We start from the raw sequence: 22,768 nt of genomic DNA on the forward strand, positions 1-22,768 counted from the left end.
GTGTGGGAATAGTCTGCGCGAGCTTTGCGATAACGGGAAGGACACGGTGTGCATCTCAAAAGCCTGACCCTTCGCGGCTTCAAGTCGTTCGCGCAGCCAACCACCTTCCAGTTCGAGCCGGGCGTCACCGCGATTGTTGGGCCGAACGGCTCCGGCAAGTCGAACGTCGTCGACGCGCTCGCCTGGGTGATGGGGGAGCAGGGGGCGAAGACGCTGCGCGGCGGCAAGATGGAAGACGTGATCTTCGCCGGCACCTCGACACGCGGCCCGCTCGGCCGCGCGGAGGTGCGCCTCACAATCGACAACTCAGATGGCGCGCTGCCGATCGAGTACACAGAGGTGACAATCAGCCGCATCCTGTTTCGCAACGGCTCGAGCGAGTACGCGATTAACGGGGAGTCGTGCCGGCTGCTCGACGTGCAGGAGCTGCTCAGCGATTCGGGCCTCGGCCGCGAGATGCACGTTATCGTCGGCCAGGGGCAGCTCGACACGGTGCTGCGCGCGACTCCAGAAGATCGCCGCGGCTTCATCGAGGAGGCCGCCGGCATTCTCAAACACCGCAGGCGCAAGGAGCGCACCCTTCGCAAGCTCGACGCGATGGAGACCAACCTCACGCGACTGAACGACCTCGCGGGCGAGATCAGGCGGCAGCTCAAGCCGCTCGGGCGCCAGGCCGAGGTTGCCAGGCAGGCGCAGACCATCGCGGCGAACGTGCGCGACGCGAAGGCGCGACTGCTCGCCGACGACGTGACGCGCCTGCGCACCGAACTCGCGAGCCTCGCGAAAGACGAGTCGGTGCGGCACTCCGAGCGCATCGTGCTGCAGGAGCAGGTCGAGCAGAAGCAACTGCGCATCGAGCGGCTCGAGCAGGAGCAGCTGGGCGACGAGCTCGACGCCGCGCGCCGGGTCACGCTCGCGCTCGAGGGCGCGCAGTCGAAGCTGCGCGGGCTGTACGCGCAGGCGCAGCAGCGGCTCACCTTCCTAGCGACCCAGTCAGAGACCCCCGATCAGGCGCCGCTCACGAGCCGGGCAGCGGTCGACGAGGCCCGCGAGGAGGCGAACGAGCTCGCGGGCGTCATTCCCGAGCGCGAGGACGCCTGGCGCGCCGCGGAACACGCGACGCGGCGCGCGCAGCAGGCGCTCGACGCGATCGACGAGCAGATTCAGGCGCAGGCGGAGCTCGTGTCGCGGCACGACCTCGAGCTCTCGGCGCTGCGTGGGCGCGTCGACGCGGCGGAGCAAAAACGGTCGACGATCGCTGCCGAGCTCGAGCGCCGCACGCAGGCGCTCGCGCAGGCGGAGACCCGCGCCGGCGACGCGCAGGCCGAGCTCGCGGCGTTCGAGGCCGAGAGCGCGGCGGCGGAGCTGCCCGAGGGCGGCCTCGACGGGGCCTACCGCGCCGCCCAGGAGCGCGAATCGGTGGCAGATCAGCGCGTCGACGAGCTGCGCAGTTCGCTGCACGCACTCGAGCAAGAGGCCGCTGGCCTCGAGGCCAGGGCAAGCGCGCTCGCCCGCTCGCTCGACCAGCGCGATGCCTCGGGGGAGCTGCTCGCGAGCTCGCCCCAGGGGGTGCTCGGCAGGGTGGCCGACCACGTTCGCGTGCGCGAGGGCTACGAGGCTGCCGTCGGGGCAGCGCTCGGCACGTTCGCCGATGCCCTGCTTGTCGAGAGCGATGCGGTCGCCGGCGCTGCCGTCGCAGACGCTCGCGATCGCGACCTCGGTCGCCTGCGGGCGGTCATCGCGCGCTCGACGGGCGGGGCGGGCGGCGCGGGTGGCGGATCCGCATCTGCTGTCGCCCTGGCCGGCCTCGTGAGCGTCCCCGAGATCTTGCTCGACGCGCCGTTGGGCGTGCGCGGCCTGCTCGCGCGCAGCTTCGTCGCCGCAGACCTTGAGGCCGCAGTGCTCGGCGCCAAGGCCCTGCGCGAGGCGTACCCTGGCGGCGGGTTCACGATCGTGACCGCGGCGGGCGACGTGCTCACCGAGCACACGCTGTCGGGCGGGTCGGGCCTCGCGCCCTCGCGCATCGAGCTCACCGCCGACCTCACCGAGGCCAGGGCTCGGCTCGCGCAGATCGAGGGCGAGATCGAGGCAGCGGCCGCAGCGGTGGCCGATCAGCGTGAGCTCGTCGCGCGGCTCAAGGGCGAGAGCCGTGCCGCCTACACAGAGCTGCGCGAGGCCGACGCCCGGCTCGCCGAGCACGCCAGGCGACGGCAGCAGCTCGTGGTGCGCGCCGAGGCGACTCGAGCCGAGGCAGAGCGCGCCGCGACCGCGCTCGCCGGGGTGACAGGGTCGGAAGACGAGGCCGCCGATGACGCTGCCCGTGCACAGCGCGCCCTCGCCGAGGCTGAGGGGAGGCCGCGGCCCATTCTCGACGCGAGCCAACGCGACGGCCTGGCCGCCGAGGTCGACCGTGCCCGCTCACTCGAGGTCGAAGCCAGGCTATCGTTCGAGACCGCGAAGGAGCGCGCGCGGGCGGCCGACGCCCGCGGCGACGCGGTTGCTGCGCAGTTCGAGGCCGAGCGGATTGCCGCCGAGGAGGCAGCGAGGCGGGCGGTGCTGCGCTCCCGTCAGGTCGCTCGGGCAGAGCGGGTGGCAGAGGCACTGCCCGGCATTCTCGACGCCTGCGACCGCTCGCTGTCTGAGGCGCGCACGCAGCAGGCCGCGGCCGAGCAGGAGCGGGCGCGCAACAGCCAGGAGCTCACGCTGCTGCGCTCGGAAGAGGCCGACGTGCGCGCGCGGCTGCAATCGCTGACCGAGCTCGTGCACGGGGCCGAACTGAAGAGCTACGAGCGCAAACTGCAGCTGTCGTCACTGCTCGAGCGCGCGGGCAACGAGCTCGGGCTCGTCGAAGACGTGCTGGTGGCCGAGTACGGGCCCGAGGTGGGAATTCCGGTCGGTGAGGCGCCGGTGAATGCGGCTCGGGTGAGCGGGGCCCCGGTAGTCGGCGAGCCGGTGCGCGAAGCGCGGGTTGACGGCACGCGGGAGCTCACCCTCGAAGAGCAGCTCGCCGCCGAGCTCGGCCTGGTTGACAGTGCGGGCGAGGGTGACGGTGCGGGCGAGGGCGACGGTGCCGGCGGCGACGGTGCCGGAGGCGACGGCGGTGACGGTGCTGGCGCCGGCGAAGCCGCGCCCGAGCAGCCAACGATTCCCTATGTGCGGGCGGAGCAAGAGAAGCGGCTCGCCCAGGCAGAGCGCCGGCTCACCGAGCTCGGGCGCATCAACCCGCTCGCGCTCGAGGAGTTCGCGGCGCTTGAGCAGCGCCATAAGTTCCTCGTCGAGCAGCTTGGCGACCTCACGAAGACGCGCTCAGACCTTCGACAGATCATCGAGGAGCTCGACGAGCACATGCAGGGCATCTTCGCCGCCGCGTTCGAAGACACGCGCGCAGCGTTCGCCGAGGTCTTCCCGATTCTCTTCCCCGGTGGGGCCGGCGAGATCTCGCTCACCAACCCCGACGACCTGCTCGCGACCGGCATCGATATCGCAGTGCGGCCCGCTGGCAAGAAGGTCGAGCGGCTGTCGTTGCTTTCGGGCGGCGAGCGATCGCTCGCGGCGGTCGCGCTGCTCGTCGCCATTTTCCAAGCGAGGCCGAGCCCGTTCTACATCATGGACGAGGTTGAGGCGGCGCTCGACGACGCGAACCTCGGGCGACTGCTGCAGGTGTTCGAACGGTTGCGCGAAACGTCGCAGCTCATCGTGATTACCCACCAGAAGCGCACTATGGAGATCGCCGACGCGCTCTACGGCGTGTCAATGCGCAAGGATGGCATCTCGGCGGTCGTCGGGCAGCGGTTAGGCTCAGAGAGCTAGGCGCGCACGCCGCGCGGAGCAGCTCGGCATCCGCGCCCGCAATCTAACGAATCTATCTCGGGCGACCGTGAAGCGCCCATGAGATTCTCACTCCCCGATACGCTACGAAAGTACTGCTCCAACGGAGGGGCGTATCAATCTGTATGGAAAGGCGTAACCAATGAAGGTTTACTCCAAGAAAACTGCGGGAGCTGTCGCGCTCATGGCAGGTGCGGCACTCGTTCTGTCAGCGTGTTCGACAAGCGCCGAGCCCGCTCCCGATGCCGGCAGCGGCGGCGGAGACAGCGGGGCACTGAAGATCGGCACGCTGCTGCCACAGACCGGCACCCTCGCTCACCTCATCTTTGGCCCGCGTGCCGCGGTGAAGCTTGCGATGGAAGAGATCAACGCCGCGGGCGGCGTGCTCGGGCAAGACGTCGAACTCGTCGTCGAGGGCAACGAGCACGATGCTTCTGACCCGACAATCATGAACAAGAGCGTCGACGACATCATCAAGGCAGACCCGGCATTCGTGCTCGGTGCGATGGGCACCGGCAACTCGAACGCTGCGATGCCGCGGCTCACCGAGGCCGGCATTCTCATGGGGTCGCCCTCGAACACGGGCATCGCGATGTCTGGGATCAACGACCTGTACTTCCGCACCATCGCCTCCGATATCATTCAGGGCCGCGCCCTCGGCAACCTCGTGCTGAAAGACGGCAACACGACCGTTGCGATGCTTGCGCAGAACAACGACTACGGCATTGGCCTGCGCGACAACTTCCAAGAGACGCTCGAAGAGGCCGGCGCCGAGCTCGTATACGGCGCGAAGGGCTCTGGCGAGGAGTTCCCCGAGGGGCAGACGAGCTTCACCTCCGAGGTCACCGCGGTGCTCTCGAAGAAGCCCGACGCGATCGCCATCGTCAGCTACGAAGAGGCAAAGCAGATCATCCCGGAGCTCGCGGCACAGAACTTCGATCTCTCGAAGCTCTACCTCGTCGACGGCAACACCGTGCCGTACGAGGAGTTCGACGCCGGGCTGCTCGAGGGTGCGCAGGGCACGACGCCCGGCCGCGCGTCTGAGGGCGACTTCCTCGAGTCGCTTGTCGCTGCCGACAGCACTGCGACCCAGAGCACGAACTTCGCGCCCGAGTCGTACGACGCCGTGATGCTCGTCGCGCTGGCCGCGCAGAAGGGCGGCGGCACCGACACCGAGACGATTGTCGCGAACCTGCGGGCAGTCTCCGGCGCCGACGGTGGAGAGACGTGCAGCACCTACGCTGACTGCCTCGCCCTGCTCGAAGACGGCAAGGAGATTCACTACGAGGGCCGCGCTGGCAGCGGCCCGCTGACCGATAAGAACGAGCCCTCATCGGCGCTCATCGGCATCTATCGCTTCGACGCGACAAACACGCCGGTCGCGGTCGGCGAAATCGAGGGCTAACCCCTCGCGCGAGCAAGTGGCCCCGGCTCCAAATTGGAGCCGGGGTCACTTTTCGTGCGAAGGCTGGTAGACGGTGAGGCGGTGCATTCGCTGACGCTTGGGCCCGGTGTGTGCCCGGGCCCAAGCGCCTAGGCGTCGCCCGGCAGCACCACCCGATTGGTGGCGGTGTTCGCCTCGACGTCGGTTGCGAGCGTGCCGAGGTAGAGCTCGATGACCTTCGGGTCGTTCGCGAGATCCCTGCCGGTGCCCTGGTGAGCGTTCGTGCCCTGATCCAACACGTATGCTCGGTCGCAGATCTGCAGGCAGCGCCTCGCGTTCTGCTCGACCATCACGATGGTCACCCCAGTTTGGTTGATCTGGCGGGTGCGAATGAAGGTCTCGTCCTGGCGCACGGGGGAGAGGCCGGCGCTCGGCTCGTCGAGCAGCAGCACGCTCGGCTCGGTCATGAGCGCGCGCGCCATAGCGACCGACTGTCTCTCGCCGCCCGAGAGCGAGCCTGCGAGCTGCTTTCGGCGATCAGCCAGCATCGGAAAGAGATCCCAGATCTCTGCCACCCTGCTCGCGAAGCGCTTCGGCTTCAAAAAGAGGCCCATCTGCAGGTTCTCCTCGATAGAGAGCGTCTGAAACACGTTGTTGGTCTGCGGCACGAAGCCGACGCCCTTGCGCACGAGCTCTGTCGTTTTCGCCTTGGTGACGTCTTCGCCGCCGAGCACGACGGACCCGGCGCGAATGTCGACGAGACCAAACAGCGACTTCAGCAGTGTCGATTTGCCTGAGCCGTTTGGCCCGATGATGCCGACGAGTTCGCCGCGGTGCGCCGTGATGTTGCACCCGTTCAAGATGTTGATGCCCGGCAGGTACCCGGCGACGAGGTCGGTTGCCTCGAGCACAACCTCGTCTGACAGCGCTGGGCCGGCGAGCGCCTGGCCGCCGTTGGCTGGGGTGGGGGTCATCGCGCTTCCTCCTCGATTTCGGCCTCAATGGTTCGCATCATCTCTGTGTTGATCACATCACCGAGATCTTGGTCGTGATGGGCGCCAAGGTAAGCGTCGATCACGGCGCGGCTGCCCATGACGTCTTCTGGGAGCCCCTCAGCGATGATCTTGCCCTGGGCCATCACGACGACCCAGTCAGAGATGTGGCGCACCATGTGCATGTCGTGCTCAACGAACAGCACGGTCGTGCCCTCGTCTCGCAGGGACTCGATGTGCTCGAGCAGGCTCTGCGTGAGCGCGGGGTTCACGCCGGCCATGGGCTCGTCGAGCATAATCATCGACGGGTTTGACATCAGCGCTCGAGCCATCTCGAGAAGCTTCTTCTGACCGCCCGAGAGGCCGCCGGCCATGTCGTCACGCTTCTTGTCGAGTTTGAACCTGCGCAGCAGCTCTTCAGCTCGCTCGACGTTCTCACGCTCACGCTTCGCCCACAGGGGCCTCACGAGCCCGACGAAGAGGTTCTCACCCGGCTGGTTGGCAGCCCCGATGAGCATGTTGTCGAGCACCGACATGCGCGTGAGCGCCTTCGTGAGCTGGAACGTGCGGATCATGCCCGAGCGTGCGACCCTGGTCGCGCTCGTGCGGCTGAATGAGCGGCCCTCGAACGACCAGCTCGCTCGCTCGCGACCCGTCGCCGGTGTCGGCCGATCGAAGCCAGTGAGCAGGTTGAAGAAGGTCGTCTTCCCCGCTCCGTTCGGGCCGATGAGGGCGGTGATCGCGCCGCGCTGCACCTCGAGGTGATCGACGTCGACGGCGGTCATGCCTCCGAAGCGCCGCACCACGTTGTCGGCGACGAGAATCGGGTCTGGTTTGGCGACGCCGGGCCGCTGCTCGAGGCCAGCGAGGCTCGCGCGGAGCGCGGCGCGGTCGTAGGGGTAGCTAGTCATTGAACGCCAACTCCTTCTTGTTGCCGAGGATGCCCTGCGGTCTAAATATCACGAGCAGCATGAGCATGAAGCCGATGAGAATCCACGCGAGAATCTCGGCCTGCTGCGCGTTGAGAATGCTCGCTGGCACGTACTGCGAGGCGACGCTCGTGATGACGAGGCGTACGACGAAGAACAAGATCGCCCCGAGCAGCGGCCCGAGAATTGTCGCGGCGCCGCCGAGCAGCAGAATCATCCACAGGTTGAACGTGGTTGCACGTGACATGCCGTCGGGGTTGATCGTCGCGGGCAGCGACATGATGATGCCGCCGAACCCGCCCATGACGCCGCCGATGATGAGTGCCTGCAGCTTGTACGAGAACGGGCTCTTGCCAAGGCTGCGCACCGCATCCTCGTCTTCACGAATACCCTTGAGCACGCGCCCCCAGGGGCTGCGAATGAGCAGCCAGGTGATGAGCAAGAACAGCCCAACGAAAGCCCACGCAACGATGCGCGACCACCAATCGTCAACCCCAGTGTTGAAGTAGTCGAGCCCCAAGAAGGTGGTGCGGCCCTCGGGCAGCGGCGACAGCGCATTGAACTGCTCGCGGAAGCGGGTGCTCTGAATGCCGCTCGGGCCGCCGGTGATGTGGCTGAGGCCGGCGAGCCGCGCGGTCATGCGAAGAATCTCGGCGGCGCCGATTGTGACGATCGCGAGGTAGTCGCCCCGAAGCTTCACAGTCGGAATGCCGAGCAACAGCGCGAACGCAGCCGAGGCGGCCATCGAGATGAGCAGCGCCGGGAACAGCCCGACCCCGTTCATGACCGAGATGACGAAGCCGTAGCCACCGACGAGCATGAAACCGGCCTGGCCGATGTTCATCAGGCCGGTGAAGCCGAAGTGAATGTTGAGCCCGATCGCGGCGATCACGAAGGCCGCGGTGACGGGAGAGAGCGCAGTCTGCAGCATTGCCTGCAGGAGTCCGGTCCAAAAATCCATGGCGTTATCCGATCCGTTCCTTGCGCCCGAAGAGGCCCTGCGGCCTCACCAGCAACACCACAATAAGAATGAGCAGGGCCGCGGCGTGCTTGAGGTCGCCCGGCAGCCAGATGTTCGCCATCTCGATGACGAGGCCGATGATCATCGCGCCGACGATCGCGCCGAAGGTCGTGCCGATGCCGCCGAGAATCACCGCCGCGAACAGGAGCAGCAGGTAGTGCCAGCCGGTGTTCCACGCGATGCCGTTGAGCACGAGCCCAAGCAGCATGCCTGACAGGCCAGCAAGCGCGACCCCAACCGTCCAGACGGAGCGAATCACGCGATCCACATCGATGCCAGACGCCTCGGCGAGTGGGCGATTGTCGGCGACCGCGCGCGTTGCCCTGCCGAACCGGGTGTACTTCATCACCAGCGCGACCGCAATAATCGCGACGAGCGCGATGCCCATCGCAATGTATGACTGCACGGTGAGCGTGACCCCGAGCAGCGTGACCGTCTTTGGTGTGGAGGGGTCGATGCGAAGAATGTTCGCGCCGAAGAAGAACTGGAAGATGTTCTGCAGCACGATCGAGAACCCGATTGAGACGATCATCATCTGCGTGAGGCTGAGTCGTTTCTTCCGCAGCGGTTTCCACAGCACCGCGTCTTGGAACCAGCCGACTGCCGCCATGACCGCGACGACGATCACCCCAGACACCCAGATGTTCCCGGTGATTTGCATCGACAGGAATGCGAGGATGCCGCCGAGGGAGAGCATCTCGGCGTGGGCGAAGTTTGACAGGCCCGTCGTGCCGAACACGAGCGACAGCCCGACCGCGCCGAGCGCGAGGAGCAGGCCCATGCGCAGCCCGGAGGCCGCCTGCTGCCAGAACCGTGGCCACGAGAAGCTGTTCGAGGCGCTCGGCTTCGTCTCTGGCGTGGCCTCGGTGCCGCCGTCGGTACCCTCGTCGGCGTCGTCGCTCGCGCCGCTGTCGGGGGCCTCGGAACCGCCGCCTGGGGAGGCCGCCGCCGCGGGGTCGTCGGTGAGTGGGAAGAGCGCGCTCATCGACTGGAAGAGGGTGGCCTGCACGGTGCGCTCGGTTGTTGACTTCGCGAACTGGCCCTCGGGCAGCGTGTCGACGTCGAGAGTGACGGTGTAGCTGCCGGCGCTTGTCACGGGGAAGACCCAGCGGCCGTTGTCATCGGTCGTGGTCTGCTGCTTCGCGCCCTTTCCGGTGAGCTCAAGGGCTGCTCCAACGACTGGCTCGCCCGTCGTTGACTTAATGATGCCCTGCACGCAGCCGGTTGTGGCGTCTGGCGTGCAATCCGCTGCCTGAGCGGGGAGGGCCTGAAACGAAAGCGCAAAAAAGCCCAGGATGAGGGCGAGAAGCGCTAGCGCGGGGGTGCGCATGGGTATGCGCCTGTGGGGGGTTAGATGGTTCACGTGACCTCCATTGGTCCGCGCGTTGCGACCCGCGCGTGTGTTCAAGCGTCGTTGCTGTCTCATCAGAATATACAAGGCTGCGACAAGCACACGGGGCGATACCGCGTGTCTCATCGGCATCGTTGCCGATACGCAACATCGGGCACCATCGAACAGGCTCCGATCTTGTCGCTAGTCTTAGAGGCATGGCAGAAAAGTCTTGGTCGTTTGCTCGCGCCTTTCGGAACGTCTTTGGTGGCGCCTCCGAAACCATCACCGACGAGACCTGGGACGACATCGAAACCGCTCTGATCACGGCCGATTTCGGGCCCGACATCGCCGACTCGATTCTCTCTGACGTGCGCTCGGCCGTCGAGCGGCACCGCGTAGACGAAGTCGCCGAACTCAAGCGCATCCTGCGCGAGACCCTCGAGGAGCGCCTCGCCGCCTTCGACCCGACGCTCAAGCTCACCGAACGACCCGCCGTGATTCTCGTCGTCGGCGTCAACGGCGTCGGCAAGACCACGACCATCGGCAAGCTCTCGAACTACCTCACGCGGTTCGACAAGAAGATTATCGTCGGCGCGGCAGACACGTTTCGCGCCGCCGCGGTGGAACAACTCGCGACGTGGGCGGATCGCGCTGGCGTCGCAATAGTGAAGCCGCAACAGCAGGGGCAAGACCCCGCGTCGGTCGCGTTTCAAACCGTGCAGCGGGCGATCGACGAGTCGTACGACGTCGCAATTATCGACACCGCCGGCCGGCTCCAGACCAAGGGTGGGCTCATGGACGAGCTCGGCAAGATTCGCCGTGTCGTCGAGAAGCTCGCGCCCGTGTCTGAGGTGCTGCTTGTGCTCGATGCCACGACGGGTCAAAACGGCCTCGCGCAGGCGCAGGCCTTTATCGAGCACGCTGGCGTCACGGGCCTCGTGCTGACGAAGCTCGACGGTTCGGCAAAGGGCGGGTTTGTGCTGGCCGTGCAGGAGCACACCAAGCTGCCCATCAAGCTTGTGGGGCAGGGGGAGGGCATCGGCGACCTCACTGGCTTTACGCCGCACGTGTTCGCCGCCCAGCTGATCGCCTAGCTCGACTTCGAGCTCGCTCTCGCGGTGGGAGGGGCCGAGCCTCCCGCGGCCGAGCCTCATGGGGCCGTGCCTCACGTGGCTGAGCTTAGCCGCGAGCGAAACTCGCTGTGAGAACCAACTGCCCTCGCTAGGCTAGGAGTAAGGCCTGACGGCCAAGCCGAAGGCGCGACCGCCGGACCGAAGCCGCCCCCGACCAGGGGCGATTCTCGAGAAAGGCAACACTATGCAACACCTCACCGTACTCGGCACAGGAGTGCTCGGCTCGCAGATCATCTTCCAGTCTGCGTATGCGGGGAAGGATGTCGTGGCGTACGACATCAACGAGGAGATCCTCGGCAAGCTGCCGGAACGCTGGGAATACCTCAAGGCCTCGTACCGCCGCGATATTGCAGACGCAACCGACGAAAAGCTCGACGCGGCCGTCTCGCGAATTCGCGCCACCGCCGATCTCGCTGATGCGATGAAGAACGCCGACATCGTCATCGAGGCGGTGCCCGAGCGGCTCGACATTAAGCAGCAAACCTGGGAGGCGGTTGCCGCCGTCGCGCCCGAGAAGACGATCTTCGCAACGAACTCGTCGACGCTGCTGCCGAGCGACATCGCGCCGTTCACCGGGCGCCCCAACCGCTTTCTCGCACTCCACTTCGCCAACGAGGTGTGGAAGTTCAATGTCGGCGAGGTCATGGGGCACGCCGGTACCGACGCTGAGGCTTTCGAAGCCGTCGCGACGTTTGCTGAAGAGATTGGCATGGTGCCCATTCGCATTCGCAAGGAGCAGCCCGGCTACGTCTTGAACTCGCTACTTGTACCGTTCTTGAACGCCGCGGCCCACCTGCTCGTGAAGGGCATCGCGGAGCCTGCCGATATTGATAAGACCTGGAAGATCGCGACAGGCGCGCCTGCAGGCCCGTTCGAGATTTACGACGTTGTTGGCATGATGACCCCGTACCACCTGAGCAAAGACAGCGATGACCCGGTGATGCGCGAGTTCGCCGAGCTGATCAAGCGCGACTACATCGACAAGGGCTACCTGGGTAAGGGTGCCGGCCGGGGGTTCTACAACTACAGCTAGTCGCACCCCGGCGCCCCGCACCCAGGCGCCCGGCACACTTCCGCCGTCGAGTAGATGTCAGTTTGCCCCAGTTTTTCGGCAGTTTTGGCCGATTCGCTGGGGCAAACTGACATCGACTTGGTGGCGCAGCGCCGGTGTAGCCGCGGCGAAGCGCCGGTGCAGCCGCGGCGAAGCGCCGGTGCAGCCGCGGCGCAGGGCGGGTGCGGAGCAGAGCCGGGTGAGCGCCGAGCCCGCGCCGGGCCAATGGCGCACCCGTAGGGCCCCGCGGGCCGGTAGACTACTGTCACTATGGCTACTTTCGGCACCCTTTCCTCGCGGCTTACCGACACGTTCAAGAACCTTCGCGCGAAGGGCAAGCTCTCTGCTGCCGACGTTGACGGCACGGTTCGCGAGATTCGTCGCGCCCTGCTCGAGGCCGACGTCTCGCTCGACGTTGTCAAAGACTTCACCGGCAAGGTGCGCGAGCGCGCGCTCGGCGACGAGGTCAACCGCGCGCTGAACCCCGCTCAGCAGGTCGTGCAGATCGTCAATGAGGAGCTCATCGAGGTGCTTGGCGGCGACCAGCGCCGGCTGCAGTTCGCCAAGAACCCGCCGACGGTCATTATGCTCGCGGGCCTGCAGGGTGCGGGAAAGACGACGCTCGCGGGCAAGCTCGCGAAGTGGCTGAAGGGCCAGGGGCACACCCCGCTGCTCGTCGCGTGTGACCTGCAGCGCCCGAACGCCGTCACCCAGCTCGGTGTCGTCGCCGAGCAGGCTGGCGTCGCCATCTTTGCGCCCGAGCCCGGCAACGGCGTTGGTGACCCGGTGAAGGTTGCCAAGCGAGGCGTCGCCGAGGCGAAGACCAAGCAGCACGATTTCGTCATCATCGATACCGCCGGCCGCCTCGGCGTCGACGCCGAAATGATGAAGCAGGCGAGCGACATTCGCAAGGCTACCGACCCCGACGAGGTATTGTTCGTCATCGACTCGCTCATCGGCCAAGACGCGGTCGCGACCGCGCAGGCCTTCCAAGAGGGCGTCGATTTCACGGGTGTCGTGCTCACGAAGCTCGACGGCGATCAGCGCGGTGGCGCCGCGCTCTCGATTCGCGGGGTGACCGGCCGGCCGATTCTCTTCGCCTCGACGGGAGAGGGGCTCGACGACTTCGAGCCGTTCCACCCCGACCGCATGGCGAGCCGCATCCTCGACCTCGGCGATATTCTCACGCTTATCGAGCAGGCGCAGAGCGCGTTCGACGAGGAGGAAGCCAAGAAGGTCGCCGAGAAGATCGCGAAAGACGCGTTCACGCTCAACGACTTCCTCAGTCAGATGCAGCAGCTGCGTGGCGCCGGCTCCATCAAGAAGATGATGGGCATGTTGCCTGGCATGGGCAAGATGAAAGATCAGCTCGAGAACTTCGACGATCGCGAGATTGTGCGCACCGAGGCGATCATCCAGTCGATGACAATGGAGGAGCGCGAGAACCCGAAGATTCTCAACGGGTCGAGGCGACTGCGCATCGCCAAGGGCTCCGGCATGACGGTCACCGACGTGAACTCGCTCGTGCAGCGGTTCGAGCAGGCGGCAAAGATGATGAAGACCGTCGCCCGCGGCGGCATGCCGCAGATTCCAGGCATGGGGCCGATTCCCGGCATGGGTGGTCACGGCGGCAAGAAGAAGCAGCAGCAGAAGGGCAAGGGTGCAAAGCGCTCGGGCAACCCGGCCAAGCGCGCCCAGACTCCGGCTGAAGCGCCGGCGACTGCTGGCGGCTCCGGCTTCGGTCTCGGCAAGGGCGGCGGGGCCGGTGCTGCCCCGAGCGCCGAAGAGATGGAGAAGCTGCAGCAGATGCTCGGCGGTGGGCTCCGCTAGGTGAGCGGGGCGCAGCGCCGCCAGCCATCGGCGGGTGCAAACCCACCCGCCGATCGTCTCGCGCAGCTGCTGGCCGCATGGCCAGCGCGAGTGACCTGGGAGCAGGTGCGCGAGGCAGACCCGGCCGTCTTCAAACAGGCGGCCCAGGGCTGCCTGCTGCTCGTCGCCGCCTGCTGCGTGACGCTGCTGTGGTTGGTCACAACCATGGATTGGCCGGTCGCACTCGAGCTGCCGACGTGGCTCGACTGGCTGCGGCCGCTGCTCACGGTCGTCGGCCTGTTCGCGAGCATTCTGCTGTGGCTGTTCGGCGGAATACTCGTCTCGATGCCGGCCGACACGCGGCGAGCGCTGGCGTTTCAGGGCTTCTCCGAGCGCGCGGGCCTGAGTTATGCGAGGTTCGGGTTCGCTTCGCCGACGCTCGGGGTGTTCTTTGCCGAGAAGCTTCCGGGCATGCGCGACCCGGCCAGGGCGCGGCCGCCAATGGGCGCGACGCCGCCGCCCTCCCTGTTCAGAACGGCGTTCGTGCTCTGGCAGGGCCGCGACGGCCTCAACCCAACGCTGCAGCTCGGCATTGCGAGCCACCAGGGCAGCAAGAGCGACCCGAAGGGGCCGCGACACGCCTTTCGCTATCTCTCGATGAAGCTGCCGCGTGCGCTGCCGCACCTCATTATCGATGCGCGCGGCAACGGAAGTTTGCGTTCCCTGCTCCCTGGCTCGCAGCGGCTCAGGCTCGAGGGCAACTTCGATCGCTATTTCACCGTCTACGTGCCGCAGGGGTACGAGCGTGATGCGCTCGAGCTGCTCACCCCCGACGTGATGGCCTGCCTCATCGATTACGGCAGGTCGTGGGACATCGAGGTCATCGACGACACGCTCCAGCTTGCTTCGACGAGGCTGTGGCGGCGCCGCGATCGCGACGAGTCGGCAGCGCTGCTGTACTTCGCCGAGTTGGCGCGAGAGGAGCTCGGGCACCAGGCGGCGACCTACTCCGACCCGCGGGCAACCACGCCACGGGTGCAGGTGGCGGCGCAGGGGCGCAGGCTGCGGCGCCGCTCGACGGTGTGGGCAACGGTCGCGCTAGCGGTCGGCGTGGTGGTCATGTTCACCTACCCGTTTGTGCTCGGGTGGTGGCTCGACCGGTAGTCGGGCAGCGAGCGCTACTCGATGGGCCTCGCCTCGAGCTGGCCGGGGGCCGGTTCGATTGGGGCGATCGTCCACGCGGCGGCGACCTCGGCGCCCGGCGCGATCACCAGCAGGTCTTGGCCCGACTGGAATGCGGCGGGCGCGCACGTCATCGGTTCGACGGCGAGCCCGAGCCGGTTGACCGCCCGGTTCGCCTGGTCGGCGGTGTGCACCTGCACCCACGGGCACCGTTCGTCAAACCGCATTTCGGCGCCGTGCCCGTAGGCGTCGGTCACGCGAACCCGAGCGAGGCCGTCGACGCCGCGGCTGAGCTCGGTGAACGCGTGGTCAAGCTCGACCGCGCCGATGCGCCTGGCCTCGCGAAAGTCGAATCGCTCCGGCTCGTGCGTGACCTCGGCCAGGGCGCGGGGCGAGAGCCTGTCGTCGGTGAGTAGCACGGTCGCGGCTGGCAGCTCAAGCTCCCAGGTGTCGAGCGCGCCGTTGGGGGCGACGAGATAGGGGTGCGGCCCCGCGCCGAACGGTGCCCGGGTCGCTGAGTCGTTGCGTGCGGTCACGGTCTGCGTGAGGCCGTCGCTGCCAAGGCGATACTCGGTCGTGACGTAAACCCGCCACGGGTAGCCGGGCTGCGGCACGATTGTTGTCGCGAGGGTGACCGCGTGCTCGCTGTGCTCAATGACGCTCCAGTCGAGCCAGGCGACGAGCCCGTGGATCGCGTGGCCGCGACCTGGCTCGGTGAGCGGCAGCTGCTGCTCGCCGTCGAAGAGGTAGCTGCCGTCGGGAATGCGGTTGGGCCACGGCGCGAGGGTCGCGCCGCGAAAGGCCGGGCGAATCTCGGTGACCTCGAAGGGAACGACGAGGTCGCGGCCGAAGGCGCGGTAGCTCGCGAGCGATGCGCCGACGGTGACGATGCGGGCCGTCTCGGCGCCGCGGGAGATGGTGAGCTCGGCGCCAGATGGGTGCCGGTCGGTGGCGGGGGAGTCGCTGCGTTGCATGGCACTAGCGTAACGCGGCGGGCCATCGTGGCGGCTTCGTGCCATTCGGGTCGGTGCGGATCCTCGACCCGTGCAGCATGCACGCTATGACATGTACTATGGTACTCGTGATGTGATCCGCATCCGTTGCGTCCGCCGGGCGCAAAGTAAGCCTCTCAGCGATTCAAAGGTGACTCTATGGCTCGGAAACAGATTTTTTCAGGTGTTGCGCTCGGCGCCGCCGCGATGCTCGTGCTCAGCGGCTGCGCGAGTGGCGGCGCGGGCGACGGCGGTGCGGCCGGCGGCGAGGCACAGACGGGAGGGACGCTCAAAGTGCTGGCGAACGGCGACGTCGATCGTCTCGACCCGCAACTGACGGCCTACGTGCCCGTGAACAGCGTCGTGCGAACGCTGTCGCGTTCGCTGCTCAGCTACGAATCGTCGAACGACGTCGAGGCGCGCATCGCGCTCACCGGCGACCTCGCCGAAGAAGTGCCAACGGCGAGCGAAGACGGCCTCACCTACGAGCTCAAGCTGCGCGAGGGCTCGACCTGGGACGCGCCCGACGGCGCCAGGCCCATCGTCGCGGGCGACGTCGCCCGAGGCATCGAGCGCATCTGCAACCCGCACATCGGCGCAGCCCTTGGCGGGTACTTCATCAGCCTCATCGACGGCATGGCCGAGTACTGCGACGGTTTCGCGGGAGTGGCCGCCGAGCCCGCAGCCATGAAGGAGTACATCGAGGCGAACGACATCAGCGGCATCGCCACCCCAGACGACCAGACCGTCGTGTTCACGCTCGTCGAGCCCGCGTCAGACTTTACGTCGATGCTCAGCCTGCCGACGGCGAACCCCGCGCCCATCGAAGTGCTCGACTACCTGCCCGACTCGCCCGAGTATCGCGAGAACTTCGTCGCCTCGGGCCCGTACACCGTTGCCTCGTACACGCCAGACGTGAAGTGGGAGTTCGTGCGCAACGAGTCGTGGATTGCCGACAGTGACCCGCTGCGCAAGGCCTACGTCGACAAGATCGAGATGACGATGGGCGTCGAGGGCGACGCCGCGATGCAGCAGTTGCAGGCAGGCTCGGCCGATCTGCTCTTCGACCTCAGCCCGAGCCCCGCGAACATTCAGCAGCTCACCGCTGCGAACGACGAGAAGTTCACCACGATGGAGAACGGCGGCGTCGACCAATTCCTGTGGTTCAACACAGCGACGACGAACAACAACAGCGCCCTCCAGAAGCTCGAGGTGCGTCAGGCGATTCAGTATGCGATCGACAAGCCCGCCGTCGTGCAGGTGATGGGCGGCGAAGAGATCGCGGGCGTTACAAACGGCATCTTTGGGCCGGGAATCAACGGCTACGAAGACTTCAGTCTCTACGGCGATAAGAGCGGCAAGGCCGACCCTGACAAGGCGAAGGAGCTGCTCAAGGCCGCGGGGGTAGAGAACCTGACGCTCAAGTTTCCGTACCGCAACGTCGGCACTCAGCCCGACATCGCGCAGACCGTGCAGGCGAGCCTCGAGGCCGCCGGCATCACGGTCGAGCTGTTCCCGGTGCCGCCGACCGACTACTACGCGAACTTCATGTCGAACCGCGAGAACGCCTCGGGTGGCGCGTGGGATGTTGCCCTCGTCGGCTGGTCACCCGACTGGGTCGGCGGAGCGGCACGCAGCGTGTTCCAGCCGCAGTTCACCTTCGACGGCACCCCGCAGACGTACAACTACGTCGACTTCAACAGCGACAAGGCGAACGAGCTCGCTGACCAGGCCCTCGCGGCGGCGACGCCAGAGGAGGCGGGCAAGCTCTGGCACGAGGTCGATAAGACCGTGATGGAGGAGTCGCCGATCGTGAGCATCGTCTCGCGCAAGAAGGCGAACTACCACTCCGATCGCGTGCAGAACTTCCAGATCTACGCGCTCGCGCAGAACGGCGACTGGACGAACGTCTGGCTGAAGCAGTAGCGCCTGCGTGAGCGCTGCCGTGCGGCGGCGGGCACATAGTCCCGCCGCCGCTCGGCACCGCCGCAAGAGTTCGCACACAACCACTATCTGGGAGTACGAGTGGCAATACTCGATGTTCGGAATCTCGTCGTCGACATTCCGACAGAAGACGGCGCGGTTCACGCCGTGCAAGACGTTTCATTCACCGTCAACGAGGGCGAGTTCTTCGGCATCGTCGGCGAGTCGGGCTCGGGCAAATCCGTGCTCGTGCAGTCGGTCATGGGGCTGATTCCGCAGTCAAAGCGCACCGGGCAGGTCTTGTTTCAGGGGGAGGATCTGCTCACCCTCTCGCCAGAGGCGCTGCGCCAGAAGCGCGGCGCCAAGATCAGCATGATCTTCCAAGACCCGCTGTCGAGCCTGCACCCGCAGTACACGGTCGGGTGGCAGATCGTCGAGCAGATCCGCGCGCACGAGCGCGTGTCGAAAGAGGCCGCGAAGGCGCGAGCGATCGAACTGCTCGAGAAGGTGCGGATCCCCGACGCGGCAGCCAGGTTCGACGCCTACCCGCACCAGTTCTCGGGCGGCATGCGCCAGCGTGTAATGATCGCGATGAGCCTCTCGCTGAACCCAGCCCTCATCATCGCCGATGAGCCGACGACCGCGCTCGACTCGACGGTGCAGGCGCAAATCCTCGACCTGCTCGCCGAGATGCGCCAAGACTTCGGCGCGACCGTGCTCATGATCAGCCACGACCTCGGCATCCTCTCGCGCGTCGCAGACCGCGTCATGGTGATGTACGGCGGGCGCAAGCTCGAAAGCGGGGCGAGCGACAGCGTGCTCGGCAACCCCGCACACCCCTACACCGCGGGCCTCTTGCGCTCGTCGTCGTTCAACCGGGCTCCGGGCACGCCCCTGATACCGATCGCTGGCAGGCCGCCGAGCCTGCTCAGCCCGCCGAGCGGCTGCGTGTTTCGCGACCGCTGCCCGAACGCGATGGATATCTGCTCCGAGGCCCCGCCACTGCAGCGCTACGATGACGGCACCGAGTCGCTCTGCTGGCTCACGGTGCCGCCGGTCGAGCCGCCGGCCCCCGAGCTGCCGCCCGCCGAGATCATCGCGTCGAGCGACGACACCATCGTCGAGGTCGAGCACCTCACCCTCACTTTCCCGCAGCGGCGCGGCGACGACCGCACGGTGCTCGACGACATTTCGCTCAGCGTGCGCCGCGGCGAGACGCTCGGCCTCGTCGGCGAGAGCGGCTGCGGCAAGACGACGCTCGCACGCGCCATCGCCGGCCTCATCCCGCCAACGCGCGGCGTGATCCGCTTCGACGGCGAAGACACCGCGGGCCTCACCGGCGCCGAGTGGCGTCAGATGCGCCGCAAGGTGCAGGTCGTGTTCCAAGACCCGTTCGGGTCGCTGAACCCGAAGCGCCGCGTTGGCTCGATCATCGGTGATCCGTTTCGGATCCACCGCGTCGCGAGCGGCGAGGCCCGGCTCGCGCGCGTGCAAGAACTCATGGAGATCGTTGGCCTCAACCCCGAACACTACAACCGCTTCCCATCGCAGTTCTCTGGCGGCCAGCGCCAGCGCATCGGCATCGCCCGCGCCATCGCACTGAACCCAGAGCTCGTCATTCTCGACGAACCGGTGTCGGCGCTCGACGTCTCCATTCAGGCCCAGGTGCTCAATCTGCTCGACGAACTGCAGCGCGAGCTCGGCCTCACCTATCTCTTCATCTCGCACGACCTCGCGGTGGTACGTCACGTCTGCGACCGCATCGCGGTGATGGACGGCGGGCGCATCATCGAGCTCGGCCGGGCAGAAACCGTCTACGGTGCGCCGCAGCAGGCGTTCACGAAGAAGCTCCTGTCTGCAGCAGCCCCCGAGATTCCGCGCGTCGAGCGCGAGCGCCAGCTTGTCTCAGCGTCAGGAGGCGCACTGTGAGCGTATTTTCGAAAGACACCAAGCTCATCACCACGCCCGGCTACGCCGCGCAGAAGGTCGCCGATATTCAGGCGAAGAGCTCGGCGCAGCTCACGCTCGCCAGGCTGCTGCGCGACCCCGCGAGCGTGATTTCAGCGATCGTCATCGTGCTGATCGCGCTGTTCGCGATCTGCGCGCCGCTCATCGCGCAGTGGACGGGGCACGGGCCCGCCGAGCAGTTCCGAGAGACGGGCCTGTCGGCCGCCGGCATTCCCGTCGGGCCGAACGGGGAGTTTCTCCTCGGCACCGATCAGCTCGGTCGCGACGTGCTCGTGCGTCTCGCCTACGGCGCTCGCGTGTCGCTCGTCGTCGGCGTCATCGCCTCGCTCATCGCCTCGGCGATCGGGGTGATCATCGGCGCCACCGCCGGCTTCTTCGGCGGGTGGGTCGACACCCTGCTCAGTCGCATCATCGACCTCGTGATGAGCGTGCCGTTCCTGCTGGTTGCGATCGCGCTCGTTGCCGTGCTCGGGCCGAGCCTTGGGCTGTCGATCGTCGTCATCGTGTTCTTCAGCTGGGCGGGTCTCGCCCGCGTGATCCGCGGCCAGGTGCTCGCCATTCGCGAGCGCGAGTACATCGAGGCGGCGCGCTCGCTCGGCGAATCGCGCCTGTCGATGATGTTCCGCGACGTGCTGCCGAACCTCGTCGTGCCGATCATCGTCTACACGACGCTCGGCATCCCCGCCGCTGTCGTGTTCGAGGCGACGCTCTCATTCCTGGGCCTCGGCATTGTGCCGCCGACCCCGAGCTGGGGCAACATGCTCGCCGACGCGGCGAACGGCTCGATGTACATGGTCGCGCCGTGGATGGTGCTCGTGCCGGGCCTCGCGCTGCTCGCGCTCACGCTCGCGTTCAATCTGCTCGGCGACGGGCTGCGCGACGCGCTCGACCCGACCTCCTCGAAGGGAAACAAGGCATGATTCGCTACGTTCTCTCGCGCATCGGCTTCGGTGCGCTCGTGCTCTTTTTGCTCAGCGTGTTCGTGTTCGTGCTGTTCTATGTCTCGCCGTCAGACCCGGCGCGCATCATCGCGGGCGACAAGGCGACCGAGGCGCTTATGGCCCAGATTCGGGTGAACCTCGGGCTCGATAAGCCCATGATTCAGCAGTACTTCATGTTCCTCGGAAACCTCTTGCAGGGCGACCTTGGCTTCTCGTACCGCTCGAACTTGCCGGTGTGGGATCTGCTCGTCAGGCGCATTCCGGTGACGATGTCGCTCGTGTTCGGAGCGGTGCTTGTGTGGCTCGCGATCGGCATTCCCATCGGCATCGGCTCGGCGAAGCACCCTGGCACCCTGCGCGACCGCGTCGGCCAGGGCTTCGCGATCATCGGCATCAGCTTCCCAACCTTCGTGCTGGGCATGATCGCGCTGTACGTGCTCTACTTTCTCCCGACGAAGATGGGGGTCACGCTGTTTCCGCCCTCGGGGTATATTCCGCTCGGCGACAACCCCGCGCAGTGGGCGTGGCACCTCGTGCTGCCGTGGCTGACACTGGCGCTCGTCATCGCGGCGGTGTACGCGCGCCTCACGCGCGGGCAGATGCTCGACGTGCTCGGCCAAGACTACATTCGCACCGCCCGCGCGAAGGGCCTCACCGAGCGCCGCGTGACCTACGTGCACGCGTTTCGCAGCGCGATGCCGCCGCTCGTGACGCAGCTCGGAATCGACATCGGTATGCTCCTCGGAGGCGTGATTGTCATCGAGCAGGTGTTCGGGCTCCCCGGGGTCGGTTCGCTCGCCGTGACAAGCGTCGCGATGCAGGATCGCCCGGTGGTGATCGCGATCGTGCTGCTCGGCGGCCTCTTCGTCGTGCTGTCGAACCTCATCGTCGACACCCTCTACGCGCTGCTTGATTCGAGAGTAAGGACAGCCCGAAAATGACCGACTGGTACCCCATCGGAGACCGCCTCGTCGCCCGCGACCTCTGGGTCACCGTGCCGCTCGACTGGAACGAGCCGGCGGGCGAGACGATTCGCGTGTTCGCCCGCGAGGTCGCCGAGGCGACGAACCGCGACGCCGACCTGCCGCTGCTCGTGTTCTTGCAGGGCGGGCCCGGCGGCAAATCGCCGCGCCCGCTCGGGGCCGATGGGTGGATCGGCGACGCCGTCACCCGCTTCCGCGTGATTCTGCCCGATCAGCGTGGCACGGGTCGGTCCACGCCGCTGAGCGCTCGCGACTTCGAGGGCCTCGACGCCGCCGCCGGCGCCCGGCTGCTCGCTAGTCACCGCCAGGATTCGATCGTGCGCGACTTCGAGGCGCTGCGCGAGGAGCACTTCCCCGGCCGCCAGTGGTGGACGCTCGGTCAGAGCTACGGCGGCTTCCTCACCCTGCAGTACCTCTCGCACTTCCCGGAGTCGGTCGTCGCATCGGCCATCACCGGCGGGCTGCCGAGCATCGACCCAGACCCGGAGGTCGTGTACGCGCGCACCTTCCCGCGCATCGCCGAGAAGAACCGGCAGTTCCGGGCGCGGCACCCGCACCTCGTCGGGCGCATCTCGCGCGTCGCCGACCTGCTCGAACGCGAAGACGTGCGGCTGCCCGGCGGCGACCGGCTCACGGTGCGCAGGCTCCAGACGCTCGGGCTCGACTTCGGTATGCAGCCCGGCTACGACCGCGTCCATTGGATCTTCGACGAGGCGTTCGTTGACGAGGCCGAGACCGTACTGTCTGACACCTTCCTCGCGGCGGTTGAGGCCGAGACCTCGTTCGTCTCAAACCCCCTGTTTATCTCGCTGCAGGAGGCGATCTACGGGCCGGGGCCGAGCGCCTGGGCTGCCGAGCGCGAGCGCGCGCGTCACCCGGAGTTCGCGGAAAGCGCCCGCCCGCTGAGCTTCACCGGCGAGACCGTGTTCCCGTGGATGTTCGAGGAGATCTCAGCGCTCCGCGGCTTCCGCGCCGCGGTCGAGCACCTCGCCGCGCACGAGCAACCGATCGAGACCTATGACCACGAGCGGCTCGCGCGCAACGAGGTGCCCGTCGAGGCCGCCGTCTACTTCGACGACATGTACGTCGACGCGCAGCTCTCGCTCGACACCGCCGCCCGAGTCGCCGGCGTCAACGCCTGGGTGACCAACGAGTTCGAGCACGACGGCCTGCGTGTCGGCAACGTCGCGCCGCGGCTGTTCGACGCGCTCGCGGTGCGCCTCGGCGGCGCGCTGCGCAGCCGCGACTAGCGGCGGCTCCGCGGTGTGGCGGCTCCGTGGTGTGGCGGCTCCGCGTTGT

At 67.0% G+C, this 22,768-nt stretch carries 16 protein-coding genes; 11 read left to right on the top strand and 5 right to left on the bottom strand.

The genetic code is table 11. The features are described from left to right. The first annotated feature begins 48 nt into the window (after nt 1-48). Together ABD115_RS05735 and ABD115_RS05740 are read left to right on the top strand one after the other, a co-directional pair. Nucleotides 49-3,810: an AAA family ATPase gene (locus ABD115_RS05735; protein ID WP_343959116.1), complete on the top strand. Its 3,762-nt coding sequence runs from the start codon at nt 49-51 to the stop codon at nt 3,808-3,810. 160 nt (nt 3,811-3,970) lie between these two features. Beyond that, a complete protein-coding gene (locus ABD115_RS05740) occupies nt 3,971-5,233 on the top strand; it encodes an ABC transporter substrate-binding protein (RefSeq protein ID WP_343959118.1) in 1,263 nt (420 codons plus the stop codon). 128 nt (nt 5,234-5,361) lie between these two features. Here the strand turns inward: ABD115_RS05740 and ABD115_RS05745 are convergent, their stop codons facing one another. The 4 genes from ABD115_RS05745 to ABD115_RS05760 are packed head-to-tail and all read right to left on the bottom strand — an operon-like array spanning nt 5,362 to nt 9,484. Next, nucleotides 5,362-6,186: an ABC transporter ATP-binding protein gene (locus tag ABD115_RS05745; RefSeq protein WP_343959120.1), complete on the bottom strand. Its 825-nt coding sequence runs from the start codon at nt 6,184-6,186 to the stop codon at nt 5,362-5,364. Continuing rightward, nucleotides 6,183-7,115, bottom strand: coding sequence for an ABC transporter ATP-binding protein (locus ABD115_RS05750; protein ID WP_343959122.1), 933 nt, complete (start codon nt 7,113-7,115; stop codon nt 6,183-6,185). The genes ABD115_RS05745 and ABD115_RS05750 overlap by 4 nt, the downstream gene beginning before the upstream one ends. Beyond that, nucleotides 7,108-8,094: a branched-chain amino acid ABC transporter permease gene (locus ABD115_RS05755; RefSeq protein WP_343959124.1), complete on the bottom strand. Its 987-nt coding sequence runs from the start codon at nt 8,092-8,094 to the stop codon at nt 7,108-7,110. Before ABD115_RS05755 ends, ABD115_RS05750 begins: the two co-directional genes overlap by 8 nt. Nucleotides 8,095-8,098: 4 nt before the next feature. After that, the gene (locus ABD115_RS05760) at nt 8,099-9,484 is read right to left on the bottom strand and encodes a branched-chain amino acid ABC transporter permease (protein WP_343959126.1); all 1,386 of its coding nucleotides are present in this window, start codon (nt 9,482-9,484) and stop codon (nt 8,099-8,101) included. A 218-nt stretch (nt 9,485-9,702) separates the two neighbouring features. Between ABD115_RS05760 and ftsY the strand changes: the two genes are divergently transcribed. The 4 genes from ftsY to ABD115_RS05780 all read left to right on the top strand — a co-directional run bounded on the left by ftsY (nt 9,703) and on the right by ABD115_RS05780 (nt 14,644). Beyond that, nucleotides 9,703-10,581 (top strand): signal recognition particle-docking protein FtsY, encoded by an 879-nt coding sequence (gene ftsY / locus ABD115_RS05765; protein WP_343959128.1) that lies wholly within the window; start codon nt 9,703-9,705, stop codon nt 10,579-10,581. Between the two features lie 223 nt (nt 10,582-10,804). Then, on the top strand, nt 10,805-11,653 hold the full coding sequence (locus ABD115_RS05770) for a 3-hydroxyacyl-CoA dehydrogenase (RefSeq protein WP_343959130.1): 849 nt from the start codon (nt 10,805-10,807) through the stop codon (nt 11,651-11,653). A gap of 288 nt (nt 11,654-11,941) precedes the next feature. Continuing rightward, nucleotides 11,942-13,501: a signal recognition particle protein gene (gene ffh, locus ABD115_RS05775; protein ID WP_343959132.1), complete on the top strand. Its 1,560-nt coding sequence runs from the start codon at nt 11,942-11,944 to the stop codon at nt 13,499-13,501. After that, nucleotides 13,502-14,644, top strand: a complete 1,143-nt coding sequence (locus ABD115_RS05780; protein WP_343959134.1) for a hypothetical protein — start codon at nt 13,502-13,504, stop codon at nt 14,642-14,644. It abuts the gene before it with no gap. A gap of 14 nt (nt 14,645-14,658) precedes the next feature. Here the strand turns inward: ABD115_RS05780 and ABD115_RS05785 are convergent, their stop codons facing one another. Beyond that, on the bottom strand, nt 14,659-15,636 hold the full coding sequence (locus ABD115_RS05785) for an aldose 1-epimerase family protein (protein WP_343959136.1): 978 nt from the start codon (nt 15,634-15,636) through the stop codon (nt 14,659-14,661). A gap of 177 nt (nt 15,637-15,813) precedes the next feature. Here ABD115_RS05785 and ABD115_RS05790 point away from each other — a divergent pair, with 177 nt between their 5' ends. The 5 genes from ABD115_RS05790 (at nt 15,814) to ABD115_RS05810 (ending at nt 22,719) form a co-directional block, all read left to right on the top strand. Continuing rightward, on the top strand, nt 15,814-17,580 hold the full coding sequence (locus ABD115_RS05790) for an ABC transporter substrate-binding protein (protein WP_343959138.1): 1,767 nt from the start codon (nt 15,814-15,816) through the stop codon (nt 17,578-17,580). 99 nt (nt 17,581-17,679) lie between these two features. After that, nucleotides 17,680-19,506 carry an ABC transporter ATP-binding protein gene (locus ABD115_RS05795; RefSeq protein ID WP_343959141.1) on the top strand — a complete coding sequence of 609 codons (1,827 nt, stop codon included), beginning with the start codon at nt 17,680-17,682 and terminating at the stop codon, nt 19,504-19,506. Next, nucleotides 19,503-20,465 carry an ABC transporter permease gene (locus tag ABD115_RS05800; protein WP_343959143.1) on the top strand — a complete coding sequence of 321 codons (963 nt, stop codon included), beginning with the start codon at nt 19,503-19,505 and terminating at the stop codon, nt 20,463-20,465. Before ABD115_RS05795 ends, ABD115_RS05800 begins: the two co-directional genes overlap by 4 nt. Then, nucleotides 20,462-21,427, top strand: a complete 966-nt coding sequence (locus tag ABD115_RS05805) for an ABC transporter permease (protein ID WP_343959145.1) — start codon at nt 20,462-20,464, stop codon at nt 21,425-21,427. Before ABD115_RS05800 ends, ABD115_RS05805 begins: the two co-directional genes overlap by 4 nt. Next, on the top strand, nt 21,424-22,719 hold the full coding sequence (locus ABD115_RS05810) for an alpha/beta fold hydrolase (protein WP_343959148.1): 1,296 nt from the start codon (nt 21,424-21,426) through the stop codon (nt 22,717-22,719). The genes ABD115_RS05805 and ABD115_RS05810 overlap by 4 nt, the downstream gene beginning before the upstream one ends. Nucleotides 22,720-22,768 lie beyond the last annotated feature (49 nt).

This window comes from Leucobacter albus (assembly GCF_039528015.1).
Taxonomy (GTDB): Bacteria; Actinomycetota; Actinomycetes; order Actinomycetales; family Microbacteriaceae; genus Leucobacter; species Leucobacter albus.

Coding starts and splice junctions, on each gene's coding strand:
- ABD115_RS05740 (WP_343959118.1), top strand. CDS start 3,971: ATGAAGGTTTACTCCAAGAAAACTGCGGGAGCTGTCGCGCTCATGGCA.
- ABD115_RS05745 (WP_343959120.1), bottom strand. CDS start 6,186: ATGACCCCCACCCCAGCCAACGGCGGCCAGGCGCTCGCCGGCCCAGCG.
- ABD115_RS05750 (WP_343959122.1), bottom strand. CDS start 7,115: ATGACTAGCTACCCCTACGACCGCGCCGCGCTCCGCGCGAGCCTCGCT.
- ABD115_RS05755 (WP_343959124.1), bottom strand. CDS start 8,094: ATGGATTTTTGGACCGGACTCCTGCAGGCAATGCTGCAGACTGCGCTC.
- ABD115_RS05760 (WP_343959126.1), bottom strand. CDS start 9,484: ATGCGCACCCCCGCGCTAGCGCTTCTCGCCCTCATCCTGGGCTTTTTT.
- ftsY (WP_343959128.1), top strand. CDS start 9,703: ATGGCAGAAAAGTCTTGGTCGTTTGCTCGCGCCTTTCGGAACGTCTTT.
- ABD115_RS05770 (WP_343959130.1), top strand. CDS start 10,805: ATGCAACACCTCACCGTACTCGGCACAGGAGTGCTCGGCTCGCAGATC.
- ffh (WP_343959132.1), top strand. CDS start 11,942: ATGGCTACTTTCGGCACCCTTTCCTCGCGGCTTACCGACACGTTCAAG.
- ABD115_RS05785 (WP_343959136.1), bottom strand. CDS start 15,636: ATGCAACGCAGCGACTCCCCCGCCACCGACCGGCACCCATCTGGCGCC.
- ABD115_RS05790 (WP_343959138.1), top strand. CDS start 15,814: ATGGCTCGGAAACAGATTTTTTCAGGTGTTGCGCTCGGCGCCGCCGCG.
- ABD115_RS05805 (WP_343959145.1), top strand. CDS start 20,462: ATGATTCGCTACGTTCTCTCGCGCATCGGCTTCGGTGCGCTCGTGCTC.
- ABD115_RS05810 (WP_343959148.1), top strand. CDS start 21,424: ATGACCGACTGGTACCCCATCGGAGACCGCCTCGTCGCCCGCGACCTC.